At 66.9% G+C, this 15,506-nt stretch carries 15 protein-coding genes; 7 read left to right on the plus strand and 8 right to left on the minus strand.

The features are described from left to right. Positions 1 to 278: 278 nt before the first annotated feature. Positions 279 to 776 carry an HAD domain-containing protein gene (locus NBRGI_RS42095; RefSeq protein WP_081878475.1) on the minus strand — a complete coding sequence of 166 codons (498 nt, stop codon included), beginning with the start codon at positions 774 to 776 and terminating at the stop codon, positions 279 to 281. Positions 777 to 858: 82 nt separating this feature from the next. On the opposite strand from NBRGI_RS42095, the gene NBRGI_RS42100 reads away from it, so the two are divergent. From NBRGI_RS42100 to NBRGI_RS42115, 3 genes are all read left to right on the plus strand, one after another. Next, complete coding sequence (locus tag NBRGI_RS42100; RefSeq protein WP_081878476.1) at positions 859 to 2,565, plus strand: alpha/beta fold hydrolase; 1,707 nt, start codon at positions 859 to 861, stop codon at positions 2,563 to 2,565. A 185-nt stretch (positions 2,566 to 2,750) separates the two neighbouring features. Beyond that, positions 2,751 to 3,587, plus strand: coding sequence for an alpha/beta fold hydrolase (locus NBRGI_RS42110; protein WP_029903768.1), 837 nt, complete (start codon positions 2,751 to 2,753; stop codon positions 3,585 to 3,587). Positions 3,588 to 3,734: 147 nt separating this feature from the next. Next, entirely contained in the window at positions 3,735 to 4,997 is a 1,263-nt protein-coding gene (locus NBRGI_RS42115) for a cytochrome P450 family protein (protein WP_235211291.1), read from the plus strand. Between the two features lie 17 nt (positions 4,998 to 5,014). On the opposite strand, the gene NBRGI_RS42120 is transcribed toward NBRGI_RS42115, so the two are convergent. Next, positions 5,015 to 5,653, minus strand: coding sequence for an NAD(P)H-dependent oxidoreductase (locus NBRGI_RS42120; protein WP_029903771.1), 639 nt, complete (start codon positions 5,651 to 5,653; stop codon positions 5,015 to 5,017). A 50-nt stretch (positions 5,654 to 5,703) separates the two neighbouring features. Between NBRGI_RS42120 and NBRGI_RS42125 the strand changes: the two genes are divergently transcribed. Next, the gene (locus tag NBRGI_RS42125) at positions 5,704 to 6,066 is read left to right on the plus strand and encodes a MerR family transcriptional regulator (RefSeq protein WP_036562869.1); all 363 of its coding nucleotides are present in this window, start codon (positions 5,704 to 5,706) and stop codon (positions 6,064 to 6,066) included. A 23-nt stretch (positions 6,067 to 6,089) separates the two neighbouring features. Beyond that, positions 6,090 to 6,431: a hypothetical protein gene (locus NBRGI_RS42130; RefSeq protein WP_036562871.1), complete on the plus strand. Its 342-nt coding sequence runs from the start codon at positions 6,090 to 6,092 to the stop codon at positions 6,429 to 6,431. A gap of 88 nt (positions 6,432 to 6,519) precedes the next feature. Here the strand turns inward: NBRGI_RS42130 and NBRGI_RS42135 are convergent, their stop codons facing one another. The 3 genes from NBRGI_RS42135 to NBRGI_RS42145 all read right to left on the minus strand — a co-directional run bounded on the left by NBRGI_RS42135 (position 6,520) and on the right by NBRGI_RS42145 (position 9,950). Next, positions 6,520 to 8,073 (minus strand): M1 family metallopeptidase, encoded by a 1,554-nt coding sequence (locus NBRGI_RS42135; RefSeq protein ID WP_029903778.1) that lies wholly within the window; start codon positions 8,071 to 8,073, stop codon positions 6,520 to 6,522. A gap of 46 nt (positions 8,074 to 8,119) precedes the next feature. Beyond that, the gene (locus tag NBRGI_RS42140) at positions 8,120 to 8,788 is read right to left on the minus strand and encodes a hypothetical protein (RefSeq protein WP_148311172.1); all 669 of its coding nucleotides are present in this window, start codon (positions 8,786 to 8,788) and stop codon (positions 8,120 to 8,122) included. 307 nt (positions 8,789 to 9,095) lie between these two features. After that, positions 9,096 to 9,950, minus strand: coding sequence for a ParB/RepB/Spo0J family partition protein (locus tag NBRGI_RS42145; RefSeq protein WP_014982868.1), 855 nt, complete (start codon positions 9,948 to 9,950; stop codon positions 9,096 to 9,098). Between the two features lie 904 nt (positions 9,951 to 10,854). Here NBRGI_RS42145 and NBRGI_RS42150 point away from each other — a divergent pair. Both NBRGI_RS42150 and NBRGI_RS42155 read left to right on the plus strand, forming a co-directional pair. Then, a complete protein-coding gene (locus NBRGI_RS42150) occupies positions 10,855 to 12,906 on the plus strand; it encodes a phosphocholine-specific phospholipase C (RefSeq protein WP_029903784.1) in 2,052 nt (683 codons plus the stop codon). A gap of 112 nt (positions 12,907 to 13,018) precedes the next feature. Then, entirely contained in the window at positions 13,019 to 13,525 is a 507-nt protein-coding gene (locus NBRGI_RS42155) for a flavin reductase family protein (RefSeq protein WP_029903786.1), read from the plus strand. A 5-nt stretch (positions 13,526 to 13,530) separates the two neighbouring features. Here the strand turns inward: NBRGI_RS42155 and NBRGI_RS42160 are convergent, their stop codons facing one another. From NBRGI_RS42160 to NBRGI_RS42170, 3 genes are all read right to left on the minus strand, one after another. After that, positions 13,531 to 14,370 carry an RNA polymerase sigma factor SigF gene (locus tag NBRGI_RS42160; RefSeq protein WP_029903788.1) on the minus strand — a complete coding sequence of 280 codons (840 nt, stop codon included), beginning with the start codon at positions 14,368 to 14,370 and terminating at the stop codon, positions 13,531 to 13,533. Next, complete coding sequence (locus NBRGI_RS42165; RefSeq protein WP_148311173.1) at positions 14,360 to 14,806, minus strand: anti-sigma factor; 447 nt, start codon at positions 14,804 to 14,806, stop codon at positions 14,360 to 14,362. Before NBRGI_RS42165 ends, NBRGI_RS42160 begins: the two co-directional genes overlap by 11 nt. A gap of 80 nt (positions 14,807 to 14,886) precedes the next feature. Continuing rightward, positions 14,887 to 15,506: STAS domain-containing protein (locus NBRGI_RS42170; RefSeq protein WP_029903792.1), on the minus strand; the 620-nt coding region annotated here is incomplete at its 5' end.

Genomic DNA, 15,506 nt, shown 5'->3' on the forward strand with positions numbered 1-15,506 from the left:
CGGTTCACAGCAGCTACAACCCCTGTGAACCGTATGGAACCTCTGTGACCACCAACCTATCTGTCGCTTGGTGCAGACCAGCCGGCCCGCTACCCGCCCTCTCTTTCCCAAGCCGCTCGAGACGCCACCACAGCCAGACGGCCACGCCGGAACACGACACCGCGCACCTGACCTGCATCTACAGCCGGGTGCGGCACGCGACGTGCTCAGCACCATCCCTGTAACTCCCGCGGCAGGCATCGAACTAGGCAGGTGCCGGACGGGGCTCGAGACAGAGCCTAGTCGCCCAGTCGGTCCGGGTGGGCGGCGAACCACGCATCGAATACATCGAAGTCGCTGCGCTGCAATCCTTTCCGCGGATCGACGCGGTGCAGCAGCGCGTGGCCGCGGTATTCGGCGGCCACCCAGTCCCGGTCACTGCCGGTGATTTCGTCGTCCACCCAGATGAACGGTCGTCCGGCCGCCCACTCGACCAAAGCGCGTGTCTTCCAATGTAATCCGAACCATCGGTCGACTCGATCGTCCGGAGCTGTCGGCCAGTCCAGCACGGTGAGTTCCGGCAGGCCGAGGATCGGGCTCAGCGTGATGTTCGCCTCGTGCATCCAGGTGGTGGCCCACACGAGTCGGCAGGGCAGCGCGGCCAGCAGCGGCCCGAGTTCGGGATCGATCCGTGCGAGTAACGGATTCGAGTCGGGTAGTTCCGGGTGAGTCGGGCCGTCGACCCCGCCGAACGGAATCAGCGGTCCGTCGACGTCGAGGAACAGCACTGCCTGCACTGCTCGCAGCCTAGCGCTCGCGATGGACAACCCCCATGGGCTGAACTAGATTCGCGCACGGCTGTTCATAGGGAGGGGGCGGATGCGGCGATCTGTGGTAGTGCTGGCTTTGTCGATGAGCGTGCTGTGTGCGGCAGGGCAGGCGGCGGTGCGGGCCGACACGTTCGGCAGCGAGTTCGATCCACCGCCCCCGCAGTCCGTGGATTATTCGCGTGATGCGCCACAGGTACCCGAAACGTTTGCCGCCCAAGGCGTGGACTGGCGACCCTGCACCCAGACGGCACTGGGCGACGCGCTGCGACGGGGACCGGTCGCCGGGCTCCGCGCACCACTGCTCGACGGGCTGGACTGTGCGACAGTGCGTACCCCATTGGACTGGTCGCGCCCGGACACGAGTGATGTTGTCACGTTCGAGATTTCGCGATTGCCGTCGCATGCCCCGGCGGGCCGCTCCCGGACGCTGTTGACAAGTCCCGGCGGCAGCGGTGCAGGCACGCTGCTCAATCCGCTGGAGTGGGCGACAGCCTTCCCGGAACTACGGGATTCCTACGACCTCATCGGATTCGAACCGCGCGGAACCGCTTTGTCCAGCACCGATCAGGACTGCGACCGCCACGTCTCCGGTGACGGCATACTGCTCGCGAACGGCCGGAACGACAGCATCGACGTGCTGGACTTCTCGACCGAATCGGTGCGCCGACAGCTCGGGCAGGCTCGCGACTGGGTCCGGTCTTGCATTGAGCGGTCCGCCCGGACGCCTGCGGGGGAAACCACCATCGGTGCCATCACCTACTGGCAGACGGTCCGCGACCTGGACTTGGCCCGTGCGCTGCTGAACGCTCCGACCTGGAGTTTTCTCGGGGTGTCCCAGGGCACCCAGCTCGGCCTCGAACTCGCCCGCACCTTTCCCGCCCGAATCGACCGACTCGTGCTCGACTCGATGGTCGACCCCGCCGTCGCACTGGCGGACGGCTACACCGAGCGCTCGCTGCGGCAGCAGAAGGTGCTCGAGGACCACTTCGCGCCCTGGCTTGCTCAGCGCGGCAAGGCATTCGGCAGCACCAGGGATGATGTTCTCGCGGCGTTGACCACCTTGCGCAAGGATCTGACCGCACGCCCCGTCCCGCTGCCGTTCGGCCGGACCTTCAGCGGCAATGACCTCAACATGGTCTTCTACGGCGTCGACAACAGCCCCTACGAAACGTTGGAGCGTAAACTCCTGACGTTGCGCACGGCGCTCGACGAGCGGTCCGTGGCGGCGCAATCCGCGGCAGCGACCACGTTCGCGCTGCCGCCGCTACTGGACGAACTCGGCCAGGACCTCCTCTACGCCGGTCCCCGCGTCGGCTGGTTCACCGCACGCAACTGCAACAGCGCCGGGTGGAGCCACGATCTCGACGAGATAGTCGGCGCCGCGAAACAACTCGCCGAACGCGCACCCCTGACCTACCTCGGCCTCGGCTTCAACGCCGTCTGCGCGTTCTGGCCCGTACCACACGCCTTGACCGGCCCGGGCGGCTACGACCGGATCGCCTCGGCTCTGCTACTCGGCAACGAAAAAGACGCTGTCACAACGATTTCAGGTGCGCGTGCGGTACGTGCGTCGATCCCGGACGCACGGCTGGTCACCGTGGTGGGCCGCGCCGGTCATCTGGTGCTCCCGCAAACCAGACCCGGCGGCCTCCCCGGCTCGATCCCCGGTACCAGTTCCTGTGCCCGCGCCCTCGCGGCCGCTTATCTGGTCGAGGGCACGCTGCCTGCCGGTGACGTCGCCTGCCCGCCCGGCTGAACCTGGTCGATCCGAGTACCCCGGCTGAACAGCTCGTTCAGGAACTGTTCAGCAGGCGGTGAGCCCGCTTGCGCATCATCTGTGCCGGTGCCGGGAGCCGCTCGGCGCCGGTTCCGGTCGGGTGCGCGCACCTGACGACGATCACCGCATCGGCCAATGGGTTCAGCAGAAAGGCCAGTCCGAGAATGAGTTACATACGTCCGTGGTCCGGGATCGGCCGCGCCGTGCTGATCACCATGGCAGTCGTGTCGAGCCTGGCGGTGACAGCTTGTTCGGCAGCTGCCGACGACAAAGCGCCTGCCGAGTCCCCGGCGGACAAGCCCGCGGTGCTGCTCGTGCACGGGGCGTTCGCCGACGGTTCCAGCTGGAGCAAGGTGGCCGAACGGCTCCAGCGCGACGGCTACCGGGTGACCTCCGCCGCCGTTCCGCTGCGCGGGCTCACCTACGACGCCGGCTACATCCGCGGCATCCTGGACGGCATGCCGGGCAAGACCATCGTGGTCGGCCACTCCTACGGTGGCGCCGTGATCACCAATGCCGCAACGGGTTCGCCCAAGGCGGCAGGCCTGGTCTATATCGCGGCGTTCGCCCCGGATCAGGGTGAGAGCCTCGGCGAACTCGACGGCCGATTCGGCGGCCCGGCCACCAAAATCACGACGCCGCACGAGTATCCGCTGCCGGATGGCAAGGGCAGCGCGCCCGAGCTGAGCATCGCGCCGGACAAGTTCGGCGAGTTCTTCGCGCAGGATCTGCCTGCCGGCGAGGCGGCGATCCTGGCTGCCGGGCAGCGCCCGATCGCGGTGGCCTCGTTCACCGACAAGTCCGCCGAGCCCGCCTGGAAGACCCTGCCGAGCTGGACCCTCGTCGCCGCGGACGATCGGATGATCCCGCCCGCCGGTCAGCGGGAGATGGCCGCTCGAATGAAGGCGACCGTCGTGGAAAGCCCGGGCAGTCACGCGATCGCGTTGTCCCAGCCGCAGGCCGTCGTCGACTTGATCGAAGCCGCGGCCGCCAAGGTCTGAGCGCGCGAACCCTGGTGCGCTCGTCGTGTGTCGGCGGGTGTCGCGGCCTCGATTCGGTGCCTCGCGCCGCAATCTGCTGACCGACAACGCAATCGGCGCGAGCGGGCGATCGGTACGGTGGTTGTGGTGGGGCAGGCCGGTAGCCCCATGGCTCTACCGGACCGGTTCGCGGAGTGGGGAGGCATCATGGTCGATATCGAGGCGCAGGACCGGATCGAGGTCATCGGCGCGGATTTCTACACCGATCCGCACACCTACTACCAGCGCTGGCGGGAGCGCGGGCCGGTGGTCAAGGTGCGTTTTCCGACCGGAATGCCGGTGTGGCTGATCGTCCGGTACGCCGAGGCGCGCGCCGCGCTGGCCGACGTGCGGCTGCACAAGAGCCTGGCCGGTGTCGTCGAGGTGCAGCGCCGCAAGACGCCCGACCTGACGCTGAACGGTGATCTGCTCATGCTGAGTTCGCACATGCTGAACTCCGATCCGCCCGACCACACGCGCCTGCGCAAGATGGTGAACAAGACCTTCACCGGGCGGCGGGTGGCCGCGATGCGGCCCTGGCTCGAGCAGATCACCGCGGCGTTGCTCGACGAGATGGCCGATCAGGACGAAGTCGACCTGTTGGCGGTGTTCGCGACGCCGCTGCCGGTCACGGTGATCTGTGAACTGCTCGGCGTGCCGTTCGCGGACCGGGAGACCTTCCAGTACTGGACGAAGGTTCTGGTCGGCGCCATCGGTGCGCTCGAGGAACGTCGGCGCTGTGCCGCCGAGATCGCGCCGTACCTGCGCGAGCTGGCGCAGGCCAAGCGCGCCGCACCGGGGGAGGACTTGCTCTCGGGTCTGGTGCAGACCCGGGCCGACGGCGACCGGATGACCGACGAGGAGGTGGTCTCCATGGTCTTCCTGCTGCTGATCGCAGGCCATGAGACCACCGTGAACCTCATCAGCAACGGTACGTATTCGTTGCTGCGCAACGAATCGCAGTTCCATGCGTTGCGCACCGACCCGGCGGGGATCCCGGCGGCGGTGGAGGAGTTCCTCCGGTTCGAGGGCCCGGTCGACTGGGCCACGGTGCGCTACACCGCCGAACCGATGGTGGTCGGCGACACGGAGATCCCCGCGGGCGAATTCGTGTATGTCTCGCTCAACGCCGCGAATCGGGATCCGGCCAGGTTCGCCGACCCCGAACAGGTGGACGTGACCGGGGATACAGCCGGACATCTGGCTTTCGGCCATGGCATCCACTTCTGCGTCGGTGCGCCCCTGGCCCGGCTCGAAGCGGAAATCGCGTTCACCGCTCTGCTGCAACGATTCCCGAACATGAAGCTGGCCGTCGACGAGTCCGAACTCCGCTGGCAACCCAGCCTGCTCATCCGCGGTCTCGAAGCCCTACCCGTGCGACTACGGGGCTAGGTGTGTACGCCCGCAACTCATTTCAGCTTCAGGTCGAACGCTGATTGGGCCCGGTGGGCGAGGTCGGCACCGAGTTTGTAGCCCTGTGCCACGAGCTCCTGGTGGGTCTGCGGGTCGTCGGTCTCGCTGCCGTAGAGGAATTGCAGTGTGGACGTGGCGATCTGCGAGTATCCGGCGATGCCGTGGCGCAGCTGCAGTTCCGCCGCCTCCCGGTAGCCGCGGCGCTCGTAGGTGCCTTCGCCGACGCCCGCGATCGCGAGGAAGTGCAATTCGTCGACGGCACTGCCGCTTTCGGTCGCCGGGTTCTCGTATGCCCAGCGGCGGCTGAACACGCGGTCGATCCAGCCTTTCGCGAGGGCGGGCAAAGACCACCAGTACACCGGGAACAATAGTGCGACGACGTCCGCGGATTCGATCAGCTCTTGTTCGCGCCGCACGTCGTCGGGAACTTCGCCGCGGAGTCGATGCACCGCGAGGTCGGCCGCGGTGAAGACCGGATCGAAGCCGGTCGCCGTCAGATCGTGCGTCACGACATCGATGGTGCCGCCGGCCTGGATGCCTTGCTCGACGGCGCGGGTGATGGTCCATGTGGCCGAATCGTGGTCGGGGTGCGCGACCACGAGCAGGACGTTCGGCCGGCTCGATTCGTTCGTCATACGGCGAAGGTAAAGTATGACATCAACGTCAATGTCAAGGAGCGAGTCGGGTGCGGATCAGCGATCTGGCCGAAGCCACCGGTGCGAGTCCGCGCATGCTGCGGCACTACGAGAACGCGGGCGTCCTGACGCCCGACCGCGACCCCAACGGCTATCGGCACTACCGGCCCGAGGACATCAAGACCGTGCACGACATCCGCTGTCTGCTCGGCTCGGGTCTGTCGCTGGCCGAGGCCGCCGAGCTGATCCATATCGCCTGCACCGCGCCGCAGACCGCGACCGACGACGACCGTGCCGCCGTGCTGGCCCAACTCGACGAGCGCAGCAGGCAACTGGACGCGGGCATCGATCGGCTGCTCGCCGAACGCGCCAGCCTGGTCAAGCTCCGCGCGGATATCGCGGCCGGTCGGTGACCTGCACGTCCTACACTGACTGCGTGCCTGTACGACAGCTGCTCGCGGTATCCATGTTCGCCCTGCTCGCCCCGTTCGGCGTGGCCGCCTGCACCGTGGAGGGACCGGGCACCAAGACCGAATGCCAACCCTCCGGCTGCACCGTGACGTTCGCGCGTGGCGTGAACGCCAAGGCCAGCATCCTCGGTGTCGACGCGGAACTGGTTGCCGTCAACGGCAATACGGTCACCCTGCGCGTCGCGGGTCAGGAGACGAGCGTGCCGCTCGGCGAGACCCAGCCGGCCGACGGCCTGAGCGCGACGGTGCAGGAGGTCACCAATGACAAAGTCGTGGTGAAGTTCTCGACCGGCATCACCACCGGCTGACCTGTCACGGCCAGCAGGCCAGAGCGGGAATCTCCCACTCTGGCCTGCCTTTTCGGGGTCGGGATGACAGCCGGCGGTTAGGGCAGTGTCACTTCCGGTCCCCGAGTCCGAAGGGCCGATCCCCGGCAGGATCGGGCACTTCGGGGCTTTCTTGCAGACCCTGGCTGCCGAGGCTGCCCGGGTAGAGGTATTCGGACGCGGGCCGCTTCTTCCCGTTCAGCCACGCGTCGAAGAACCCGGTCAGATTCTTCTGCGTCCGGGACTGGACGAACTGGCGAAGTTCCGGGATCGACGCGTTGCCGTGCCGATGGCTCTGCGCGAAATCGCGGACGGCGGTGAAGAAGACGTCGTCGCCGATGGCGCGGCGCAGCGCGTGCAGGAACAGCGGGCCGCGGGTGTACACGGTGGTGAACTCCCGGCCCTTGCCGGGGTCGTACAGCGGTGTCGCCCAGACGTTCTGCTGATCGGCACTGGCGAGCGCCCTGCGGTAGATCTGATCGGCGTTGCGCTGGTCGATCCGTTCCGGCCACAGGATGTCGGCGGTGTAGCTGGCGAAGCACTCGTTCAGGCAGACGTCGCGCCAGTCCTTGATGGATACCGAATCACCCCACCACTGGTGGGCGTTCTCGTGCACCACCGTGTTCAGGTCGGTCCACGGCGCGTAGATCGGCCGGGTCTGGGTCTCCAGCGAGAACTGCAGGTTGGTGTCCACGTAGATGCCGCCCCCGGATTCGAACGGGTACGGCCCGTAGAGCTGTTCGGCGAAGCCGAGCACCGCGGGCAGCTTCTTCTCCAGTTCCTGTTTGTTCTTCGCCGACGGCGCGAAGAAGCTCTCCAATGGCGTTCTGCCCGAGAGGTTCTGGCTGAGCCGGGTGAGCTTCTCGATGGCGATCGTGGTCAGGTACCCGATGATCGGGTCCTTCGCCTGCCAGGTGACGGTGTGCTTGCCCGTGCCGGCGGGCGTGTCCGAGGTGCGCAACCCGTTCGACGCCACGTCCCAGCCCGTCGGCACGGTGGCGCGCACGGTGATGGTGGACTTGTCCAGCGGGGTGTCGTTCAGCGGGAACCAGGTGGTCGCGGAATGCGGTTCACCCGCGGCGAAGGCGCCCCCGCTCGGCGAGTAGGTCCAGCCGTTGCCTTTGGTATCCGGCGCGGTGCCCGCGTAGTCGACGACCACCGTGAACGACTGCCCGACCGGCAGCGCCGCTTTCGGGGTCACGACCAGTTCGTGCTCGCCTGCCCGCTTGAAGCCGGCGGCTTGACCGTTGACGGTGACGGAACCGACTGCGGGACCGGCGAAATCGAGGTTGAATGCGGACAGGGCCTGGGTGGCCTTGGCGGTCACCTTGGTCTTGCCCACCAATCGATGACTCGACGGGTTGTAGTCGATGGCGACGTCGTAGTCGGTCGCGTCGTACCCGCCGTTCCCGTCCTTCGGGTAGTACGGATCACCCAGCCCGTCCGATCCCGGAGTTCCTGCGACAGCGGCCGCTTCGCCGGCCGCAGGCGGCGCGGGGTCGGCCGACGCGGGCGCCCCCGCCACGAGGACGGCCGCGATGGCCGCCACGGAGACGACCGCGCAACGGGGACGCAGGACCGCCGGGATCGGGTGGTGCTCACCCGATTTGTGTCGAATTCGCATGGGGCACGACCGTTTCGGTAGAGGAGGGATTGCCGGACGAGGTGGTTCAGTGGTGGTCGAAGTGCTTGGTCTCGCTCCAGCTGTCGAGCACTCGGTCGGTGTCGGTCGCGTCGATGAAGACCATCCAGAGTTCGGGCTGCCGACCGTGCCCGTCCCCGTTGACCTCGACCAGATAGGCGGGGACGGCCACGCTCGGGGCGTCGTCCTGAGCGGCCAGCTTCGGGTCGTACCAGACGGGTATCGCGGTCCCCGCGGTGAACTGCTCGACCGGTGCATTCGCCCGGCTCGCCAGCGCCTGCCGGGCCGTGCGCGCGGCGTCGGGCGCTGCCGCACCCGGCGGGAACGCCCCGCGCGACTGCTGTGCCAAGGCGCCGGTAACCGAGAGCAGCGCGCCGGCGGCATCGAGGGACTGCGCGACCGAGGCGCCGTAGACCCGGATCGAGTCGATCTCCTGTCGGAGTCGGACGGTGGCACCCTCGCCGATCGCGAATACCGCGTCGACCACGAGTACACCGACCGAACCGGCGCCGAAGAGCTGCCGGATGCTGTCCGCCCACACCGCCGCGATGGCCGTGGCCTCGGCCGGCACGCCCGGCGGTGGCGGTAGCGGGGTGTCCGGCACCACCTGCGTGACGATGCCCTGGTGGTCGGTCAGCACCGTCTTGGGCACGGCGGCCAGCTCGGTGCCGTCGGGATGCCGGGAATTCATACTCAAGTAAAACCACATTCGAGGTGGCCATTCGAGTGGGGAATAACTGGGGAGCAATTCGATAAATGGCTCCGGCACGAATTCCGGGAAATGCGAAAGAATCGTGGCACGGCGGGACGCCGGCAGGTTGCGGTGTGCCGGTCTCCGGTGCCGCAATCCCATCTGCCGAAGCGAGTGGCATTCGCGTTGCGCGCCAACGCCACTCACCTCGGCAACGACGAGATCACGGTACCGAAGCGCCCGTACCGCAAGACCGCCGGATGCAAGGCTCGATTCGCAAGTCCCGCCCGGGATTACGCGATCGGGCCGTTGTTCACTTGCACTGCAACCGATCGCCGATCCGCGTGGCGAAATCCTGCCAATTCGCGGCGTTCTGCCTGGCCATGTCGTGGATGAGATTCAGGCAGTGCTCCGGGATCCGGTCGGCCAGATCGAGGGACTGGGTCGGCGTGCGCGGGCTGGCGTCGAGCCAGCGCAGTAGCGTGCGCCCGGTTTCGGTGAGCCGCAACGACGGATCGCGGCGCAGGCTCTGCAACACCGACGCGGGGCACACCCGCGGCGCCGCGGCCGGCTCGGCGGGGCGGTGCGTGCCGGCGGGGCTGTCACAGGGGTCGGTGCGGCGCTGCCGGTTTCCGTCGGCGCGGCGCACCCGGCGCATCCGGCCGTCCCGGCCTAGTCGCTGTCCGGTCTGGGGAACATCCCCAGACGATTGCCTGCGCACCGCGCCGACCGTCTTGTGGTCGAGCCCGGCCACTTCGGCTACCTTCCGATCCGACCACAGTGGATACATCCGCATGATCCGCAGCGAAGCGGCTTTGCGGTCTATCACCGACAGCGGCAGTCCGTGCGCGATGTTGGCCTGCACCGCGAGCACGAACGCCTCCTCCTCCGTGCCGTCGAAGAACCGCACCCGGATAACCCTGGCCCCCTTCAGTTTTGCGGCCTGTAGCCGATGAGCGCCGTCGATGAGCCGCATCGTGCCGCGATGCACCAGAATCGGCGGCAGCTCGGTCTCCGTTTGCGCGAGCACCTGCGTGTGCGCGGAGTCCTCGGCCCGTACCCGCAGCGCGCCGCCGATGTCTATGGACTCGATGGGGATCTCTACGACAACGTCGGTGACCCCCACTCTCGTATCGTCGTTGTCCACGTTCAACCTGTGTTCACTCACGGCGGTACTCCTGCGTCGAAGCCGAGATCACATTCCGTAGCAATTCCGCACCGCCACTGTCGATCCGAAGCGCTGATGGCGGGACGAATCGGTGCAGGAGCCACGGCGCTGTGCCGGGGCAGACGGTGACTTTGTAGCGCGGACAGCAATATTTCACATTCGCAGCAAGACGGCAACGATACGGTGTCCAAACGTTCATACAATCGCGATGTTCGGGCGCGTCCCGGAATGGCGCACTTGCGCTATTTAGTGAATGGTGTTCATTGGCCGAGAAGAGCCCTGATCGCCGGAAACCGCCAGTTCCGGCGATCGGCCCCGGGCGGCGGACACGCCACCGGACCATAGGTTCATCTATCGAAACTGTCATGTCCGGGCGATTCCGATGTGCTTGTCTGCCAGTTGATCTGCGGTGGCGCGGCAGATCGCCTATCATCGGATGACCTACTCATCCGCGCGACGGACGGAGGGCTTCCTTGGCCGTATTTTCCGACGATTGCCCTCATCAGCAGCGATTTCCGTGAGGCGGCTCGTTGCCATGTCCTCGTATAAGCCGTAGCGCGGCAAACGTCCAGCGCTACAACCACACTACTGCACCACCGTCGGCCAAAGCTTCGCATGTGCTCCGGCGCGAATCAACCGCGCGGAATCATGGTCCACGGTAAAATGTGCGCTGTGCCGGATCTGTATCATCGGACCGGATTCCATCTATTCGGACAATTCTTCCTCCATATGTCGGCGACCGACTCCGACGGTGTCCGCCGCATTTTTTCCTCCGCTCATTCGCTGCGTGTAACGGTACGTTCACGGGCCATTCTTTCGCGCCTGACAACCTGCCGATCAGCTCTTCGGTAGACGAACATCCTTTGCCCGCGCACCGGTCCCGTGTTTGATCGAGAGGAATGTTGTGTCACAGTCGGATTCAGGTTTTCCCAGACGCCGTTTCCTCGGCGGCACATTGGGCGCCGCCGCGTTGGCCGGCGGTTTGCAGGCATTTCCGCCCGGAATGCTGGAGGCCCTGGCCGCGCCGAACCGGAAGGGCACCATCGGCGACGTCGAGCACGTCGTGATCCTGATGCAGGAGAACCGCTCGTTCGATCATTATTTCGGCACGATGCGCGGTGTGCGCGGCCTCGGTGACGCCTCGGTCGTGGCCGGGCCGGACGGGCGCGACCTCTATCACCAGCCCGATGCGGGCCGCACCGACGGCGGCTACCTGTTGCCGTTCCATGTGGACACCAAGGTGGTCGACGGTCAAGACCTGGGCGATCTGCCGCACGGCTGGGACGATCAGCATCGCGCCGTGCGCGGCGGGTGGAGCGACGGCTGGATCGCGGCTAAGGGGGAGATGGCGATGAGCTACTTCACCGCCGACGACATCCCGTTCCATCGCGCGCTCGCCGACGCGTACACGGTCTGCGACCACTACTACTGTTCGGTGCTCGGGCCGACCACGCCCAATCGGCTCTACCACTGGACCGGAACCATAGATCCGGCCGGACAGAACGGCGGACCCGCGATCAGCAATCCCGCCGACTACCGTCCCGTCTACCGCTGGACGACCTATCCGGAACGCCTGCTGGACAAGGGGATCAGCTGGAAGGTCTACGCCAACGACGAGGTGGGCGACGATTCCGGCCACCCGTTCGTCGGCGACTACGGCGACAACCCGCTGTGGCTGTTCGACGCCTACCACGATCCGAACAAGGCCGAACTCGCGTCGCGGGCAAAGGTATTCGGCGCGCAGAACTGGAAGCCGGACTCCGGGCAGGGCAAGAACGTCGAGCATGTGCTCGCCGACTTCCTGGCCGACTGCAAGGCCGACAAGCTCCCGCAGGTGTCCTGGGTCGTCGCACCTTACGGCTACTCCGAGCATCCGGCGGCGCGTCCGGTCGACGGCGCCGCGTACACCTCGGCGGTGTTGAAAGCGTTGTGGGCCAACCAGACGCTGTGGAACTCGACCGCCGTGCTGATCAACTTCGACGAGAACGACGGCTTCTTCGACCATGTGCCACCCCCGATGGCACCGCCGAACACCCCGGGCGAATACGTCAACGGAGTGCCCATCGGCCTCGGCCCGCGGGTGCCGATGCTGGTCATCTCGCCGTGGAGCCGCGGCGGCTGGGTGAATTCGCAGGTGTACGACCATACTTCGGTGATTCGGTTTCTGGAGAAGTGGACCGGGGTGAACGAGCCGAATATCTCGGCCTGGCGGCGTTCGATCTGCGGCGATCTCACCGGGTGTTTCGATTTCGGCAAGACCGACACGACCATCCCGATGCTGCCCGACGTCACCGCGCTGCGCGCGCAGGCCGATGCCACCCAGCGCACCCTGCCCGCTCCCGCACCGCCGCCGGCCGGCGGTCAGCGCCCACCGGCTCAGGAATCCGGCACCCGTCCGGCCCGCCCGCTGCCGTACGCGCCCGCGGTCAACGGCACCCTCACCCCTGAGGGCGTGCTCGTCACCGCATTCCGCAACACCGGCACCGCGGATCTGCAACTGGCCGCCTATCGGGCCGACGGCCGCACCGACGGCCCGTGGCGTTACGACGTGAAGGCGGGGACCACGGTCACCGACACCTGGAACGTCCCGGCCTATCCCGACAAGAAATACGGCGTCGCGGTGCACGGACCCAACCGGTTCCTCTGGCGGCTGGCCGGCACCTCGACCTCGCCGCTGGAGGTGAGCGCCGCCTACACCCCCGACTACAAGTTGCAGCTGTCGATGACGAACAAGGGCAAGACGGCGGCGACCGTCACCGTGCAGGCGAACGGCTATCGCACCGACGGTCCGTGGACCTACCAGCTCGCGCCGGGCAAGACCGTCGTCGACACCTGGAACGCGTTGACCTACGGCAAAGGCTGGTACGACCTGTCGCTGACCGTGGACATCGATCCGGCCTATCAGCGCCACTTCCGCGGGCACATCGAGAACGGCCAGCCGAGCGTGACCGGCTGACCGGAGTCCGCGCGGTCTCGTACTGTGGGTCTTGGACTGCCCACTCGCCGTGGTCCCGAGCCGCGCCGGTCGCCCGCGCGGCTCGGCTGCGGCCGATCCGAGCGTGAGGACCATGTCGGACAATGCCACAGCAGATCGAAGCGCCTTCGATGCGGTGATCGCGGCCGCGGACTATCCGGTGTTCGTCGTCACCACGCACGCGGGTGGACGCAATGCCGGGTGTCTGGTCGGCTTCACCTCGCAGGTGAGCATCGATCCGCCGCGCTTCCTCGTCGGTATCTCGAAGACGAACTTCACCTACGGCGTCGCGGCGCAGGCCGAGCAACTCGCCGTGCATCTGCTCAGCCGGGAACAGTCCTCGTTGGCCGCGCTTTTCGGCGCGGAGACCGGTGACGACATCAACAAGTTCGCGCACTGCAAGTGGCAGCCCGGGCCGGCTGATGTCCCGATTCTGGATGCGGCCGCGGGCTGGTTCACCGGCCGCATCCTGGCCCGGCACGACCTGGGCGATCACGTCGGCATGGTCGTCGAGCCGACCGCGGCCGCCGCGCCGCCCACCGGGAAGGAAGCGTTACGCTACCGCGCCGTCGCCGATCTGAAGCCGGGGCACGTCGCCTGATCGAATCAGGCCACCTCCACCGATCGCTCCGGCTCGAGCGCCTGCTCGCGGAGGGTGTCGAGGGTTTTGGACAGAATGCGCGACACCTGCATCTGCGAGACACCGAGCCGCTCGGCGATCTGCGCCTGGGTGAGCGACTCGAAGAAGCGCATGATCAGCACCCGGCGCTCCCGCTCGGGTAGCGCGGCGATCAGCGGCCGTACCGTCATCGACTCCTCCAGCAGCCGGTAGCACGGTTCGTCCGCGCCGAGCCCGGCGGCGACGGGCAGCGGCGCGTTCTCGCTGTCCTCGCGCATCACGGCATCCAACGACCTGGTCTGATAGCCGTTGCTCGCGATCAACGCCTGGGTGACCGTGCCGACGTCGAGGGACAACTCGGCCGCGATCTCCCGCGCCGTCGGCACCCGGCCGAGCCGGTTCGACAGCAGCTCGGTGGCCGGTCCGATCTGCTGCTGAATCTCCTTGAGCCGTCGGGGAACTCGCACCGCCCAGGTGTTGTCCCGGAAGTGCCTGCGCACCTCGCCCATGATCGTCGGAACCGCGAAGGAGAGGAACGAACTGCCGCGCGTGACATCGAAACGGTCCACCGCGAGCACCAATCCCACCCGGGCGATCTGGTGCAGATCGTCGAAACTCTCTCCGCGCCCGGCGAACTTGCGCGCGATGTGCTCGGCCAGCGGCAGGCACCGCTGCATGATTTCTTCGCGTAGTTCGCCTCGGTGCGGGTCGGCTGCGTCGAGCGCGGTCAGCTTCTCGAACCAGGGCTCGATGTTGTCGTAGCTGTCGCCGCGGGAGTGTGTGCGTGGTGCGCGGCCGGCCTCGTCCTTCGTGAACTCACGTTGCATCGGATGTTCCTCGCTCCCAACTGAATTCGATGACGGCCGGATACCCACCGACGACCGGGTCAAAAGGGTCGCGGGTCGATTCGGCCGAATCGGTGAGCAACTGCACCAGTTGCCAGCTCAACGGGTCGCGCCGGTCCTCGGCGTCGCGCGTCGCCGTCGCGGCGATCCGCGCGCTGAATCTGCGTCTGGTGTAATCGAACTCACAGCGCAGTGTGCTGCCCGGCAGCGCCTCCAGCATCATCGCGGTCGCCGCTTCGCTGACCACCAGCCGGATATCGGGAATCGCGTCCAGGGTGATGTCGGCCATCATGCACACGGTGTCGGTCAAAGCGCGCAACATCCCCAATTCGCGCAGTTCAGCCGCCAATTCGAGCGAGACCCGGTGCGCGAGCACCGAGGTCTGCCACGGTGTCGAAGCCTCGGAAATCACCTTCATCTGTGCACCGCCTCCCATCGCGTCACTGATGGCCATACCCGCGCCACAGCAACCCAACCGGCAAGATCGGTGAAACGGTGTCAGGCCTCCGGGCGCCTGCTGGTGTCGCCGCTGCGGCTGACCTCGTAGCCGAGGAGTCGCTCGGCTTCTTCGATGCCGCCCTGCAAGTCGCCGACCGCGTTCATCTTGGACAGGTCCAAACCGATGGTCACCAGGGTGAGCGCGATCTCCGAGGACAGGCCGGTGATGATCACGTTCGCGCCCATCAGGCCGGACGCGTCCACGGTCTGCACCAGGTGGTTGGCCACGGTGGAGTCGATCTGCGGCACACCGGTGATGTCGATCACGACGACCTTCGCGCGGTTCGAGCGAATCGCGCGCAGCAACTGTTCGGTGAGCTGGCGGGCGCGCTGGCTGTCCAGCACGCCGATGATCGGCAGGATGAGTAGCTGTTCGCGCACCTGCAGAACAGGGGTGGACAGCTCGCGGATCGCCTCCTGCTGCTGGCGGATGATGCGTTCGCGTTCCTCGACGAAGGACACGCCCACGGTGTTGGCAATGCGGTTGGCGGCCGGTTCGTAGGCGTCGAGGACGGCGTTGAGCAGCTGGAAGTCGGTTTGGTACTTCTCGAACAGCGAGCGGGCCAGCACGTCGCGCAGCAGCAGCACGATGCCGAGGACCTCGTCGGTTTCGACGCCTC

Source organism: Nocardia brasiliensis IFM 10847 (assembly GCF_000710915.1).
Taxonomy (GTDB): domain Bacteria; phylum Actinomycetota; class Actinomycetes; order Mycobacteriales; family Mycobacteriaceae; genus Nocardia; species Nocardia brasiliensis_A.

Excerpts from the sequence above, each read along its gene's own strand:
- NBRGI_RS42100 (WP_081878476.1), top strand. The coding sequence starts at position 859 with ATGCGGCGATCTGTGGTAGTGCTGGCTTTGTCGATGAGCGTGCTGTGT.
- NBRGI_RS42110 (WP_029903768.1), top strand. The coding sequence starts at position 2,751 with ATGAGTTACATACGTCCGTGGTCCGGGATCGGCCGCGCCGTGCTGATC.
- NBRGI_RS42115 (WP_235211291.1), top strand. The coding sequence starts at position 3,735 with ATGGCTCTACCGGACCGGTTCGCGGAGTGGGGAGGCATCATGGTCGAT.
- NBRGI_RS42120 (WP_029903771.1), bottom strand. The coding sequence starts at position 5,653 with ATGACGAACGAATCGAGCCGGCCGAACGTCCTGCTCGTGGTCGCGCAC.
- NBRGI_RS42135 (WP_029903778.1), bottom strand. The coding sequence starts at position 8,073 with ATGCGAATTCGACACAAATCGGGTGAGCACCACCCGATCCCGGCGGTC.
- NBRGI_RS42155 (WP_029903786.1), top strand. The coding sequence starts at position 13,019 with ATGTCGGACAATGCCACAGCAGATCGAAGCGCCTTCGATGCGGTGATC.
- NBRGI_RS42160 (WP_029903788.1), bottom strand. The coding sequence starts at position 14,370 with ATGCAACGTGAGTTCACGAAGGACGAGGCCGGCCGCGCACCACGCACA.
- NBRGI_RS42165 (WP_148311173.1), bottom strand. The coding sequence starts at position 14,806 with ATGAAGGTGATTTCCGAGGCTTCGACACCGTGGCAGACCTCGGTGCTC.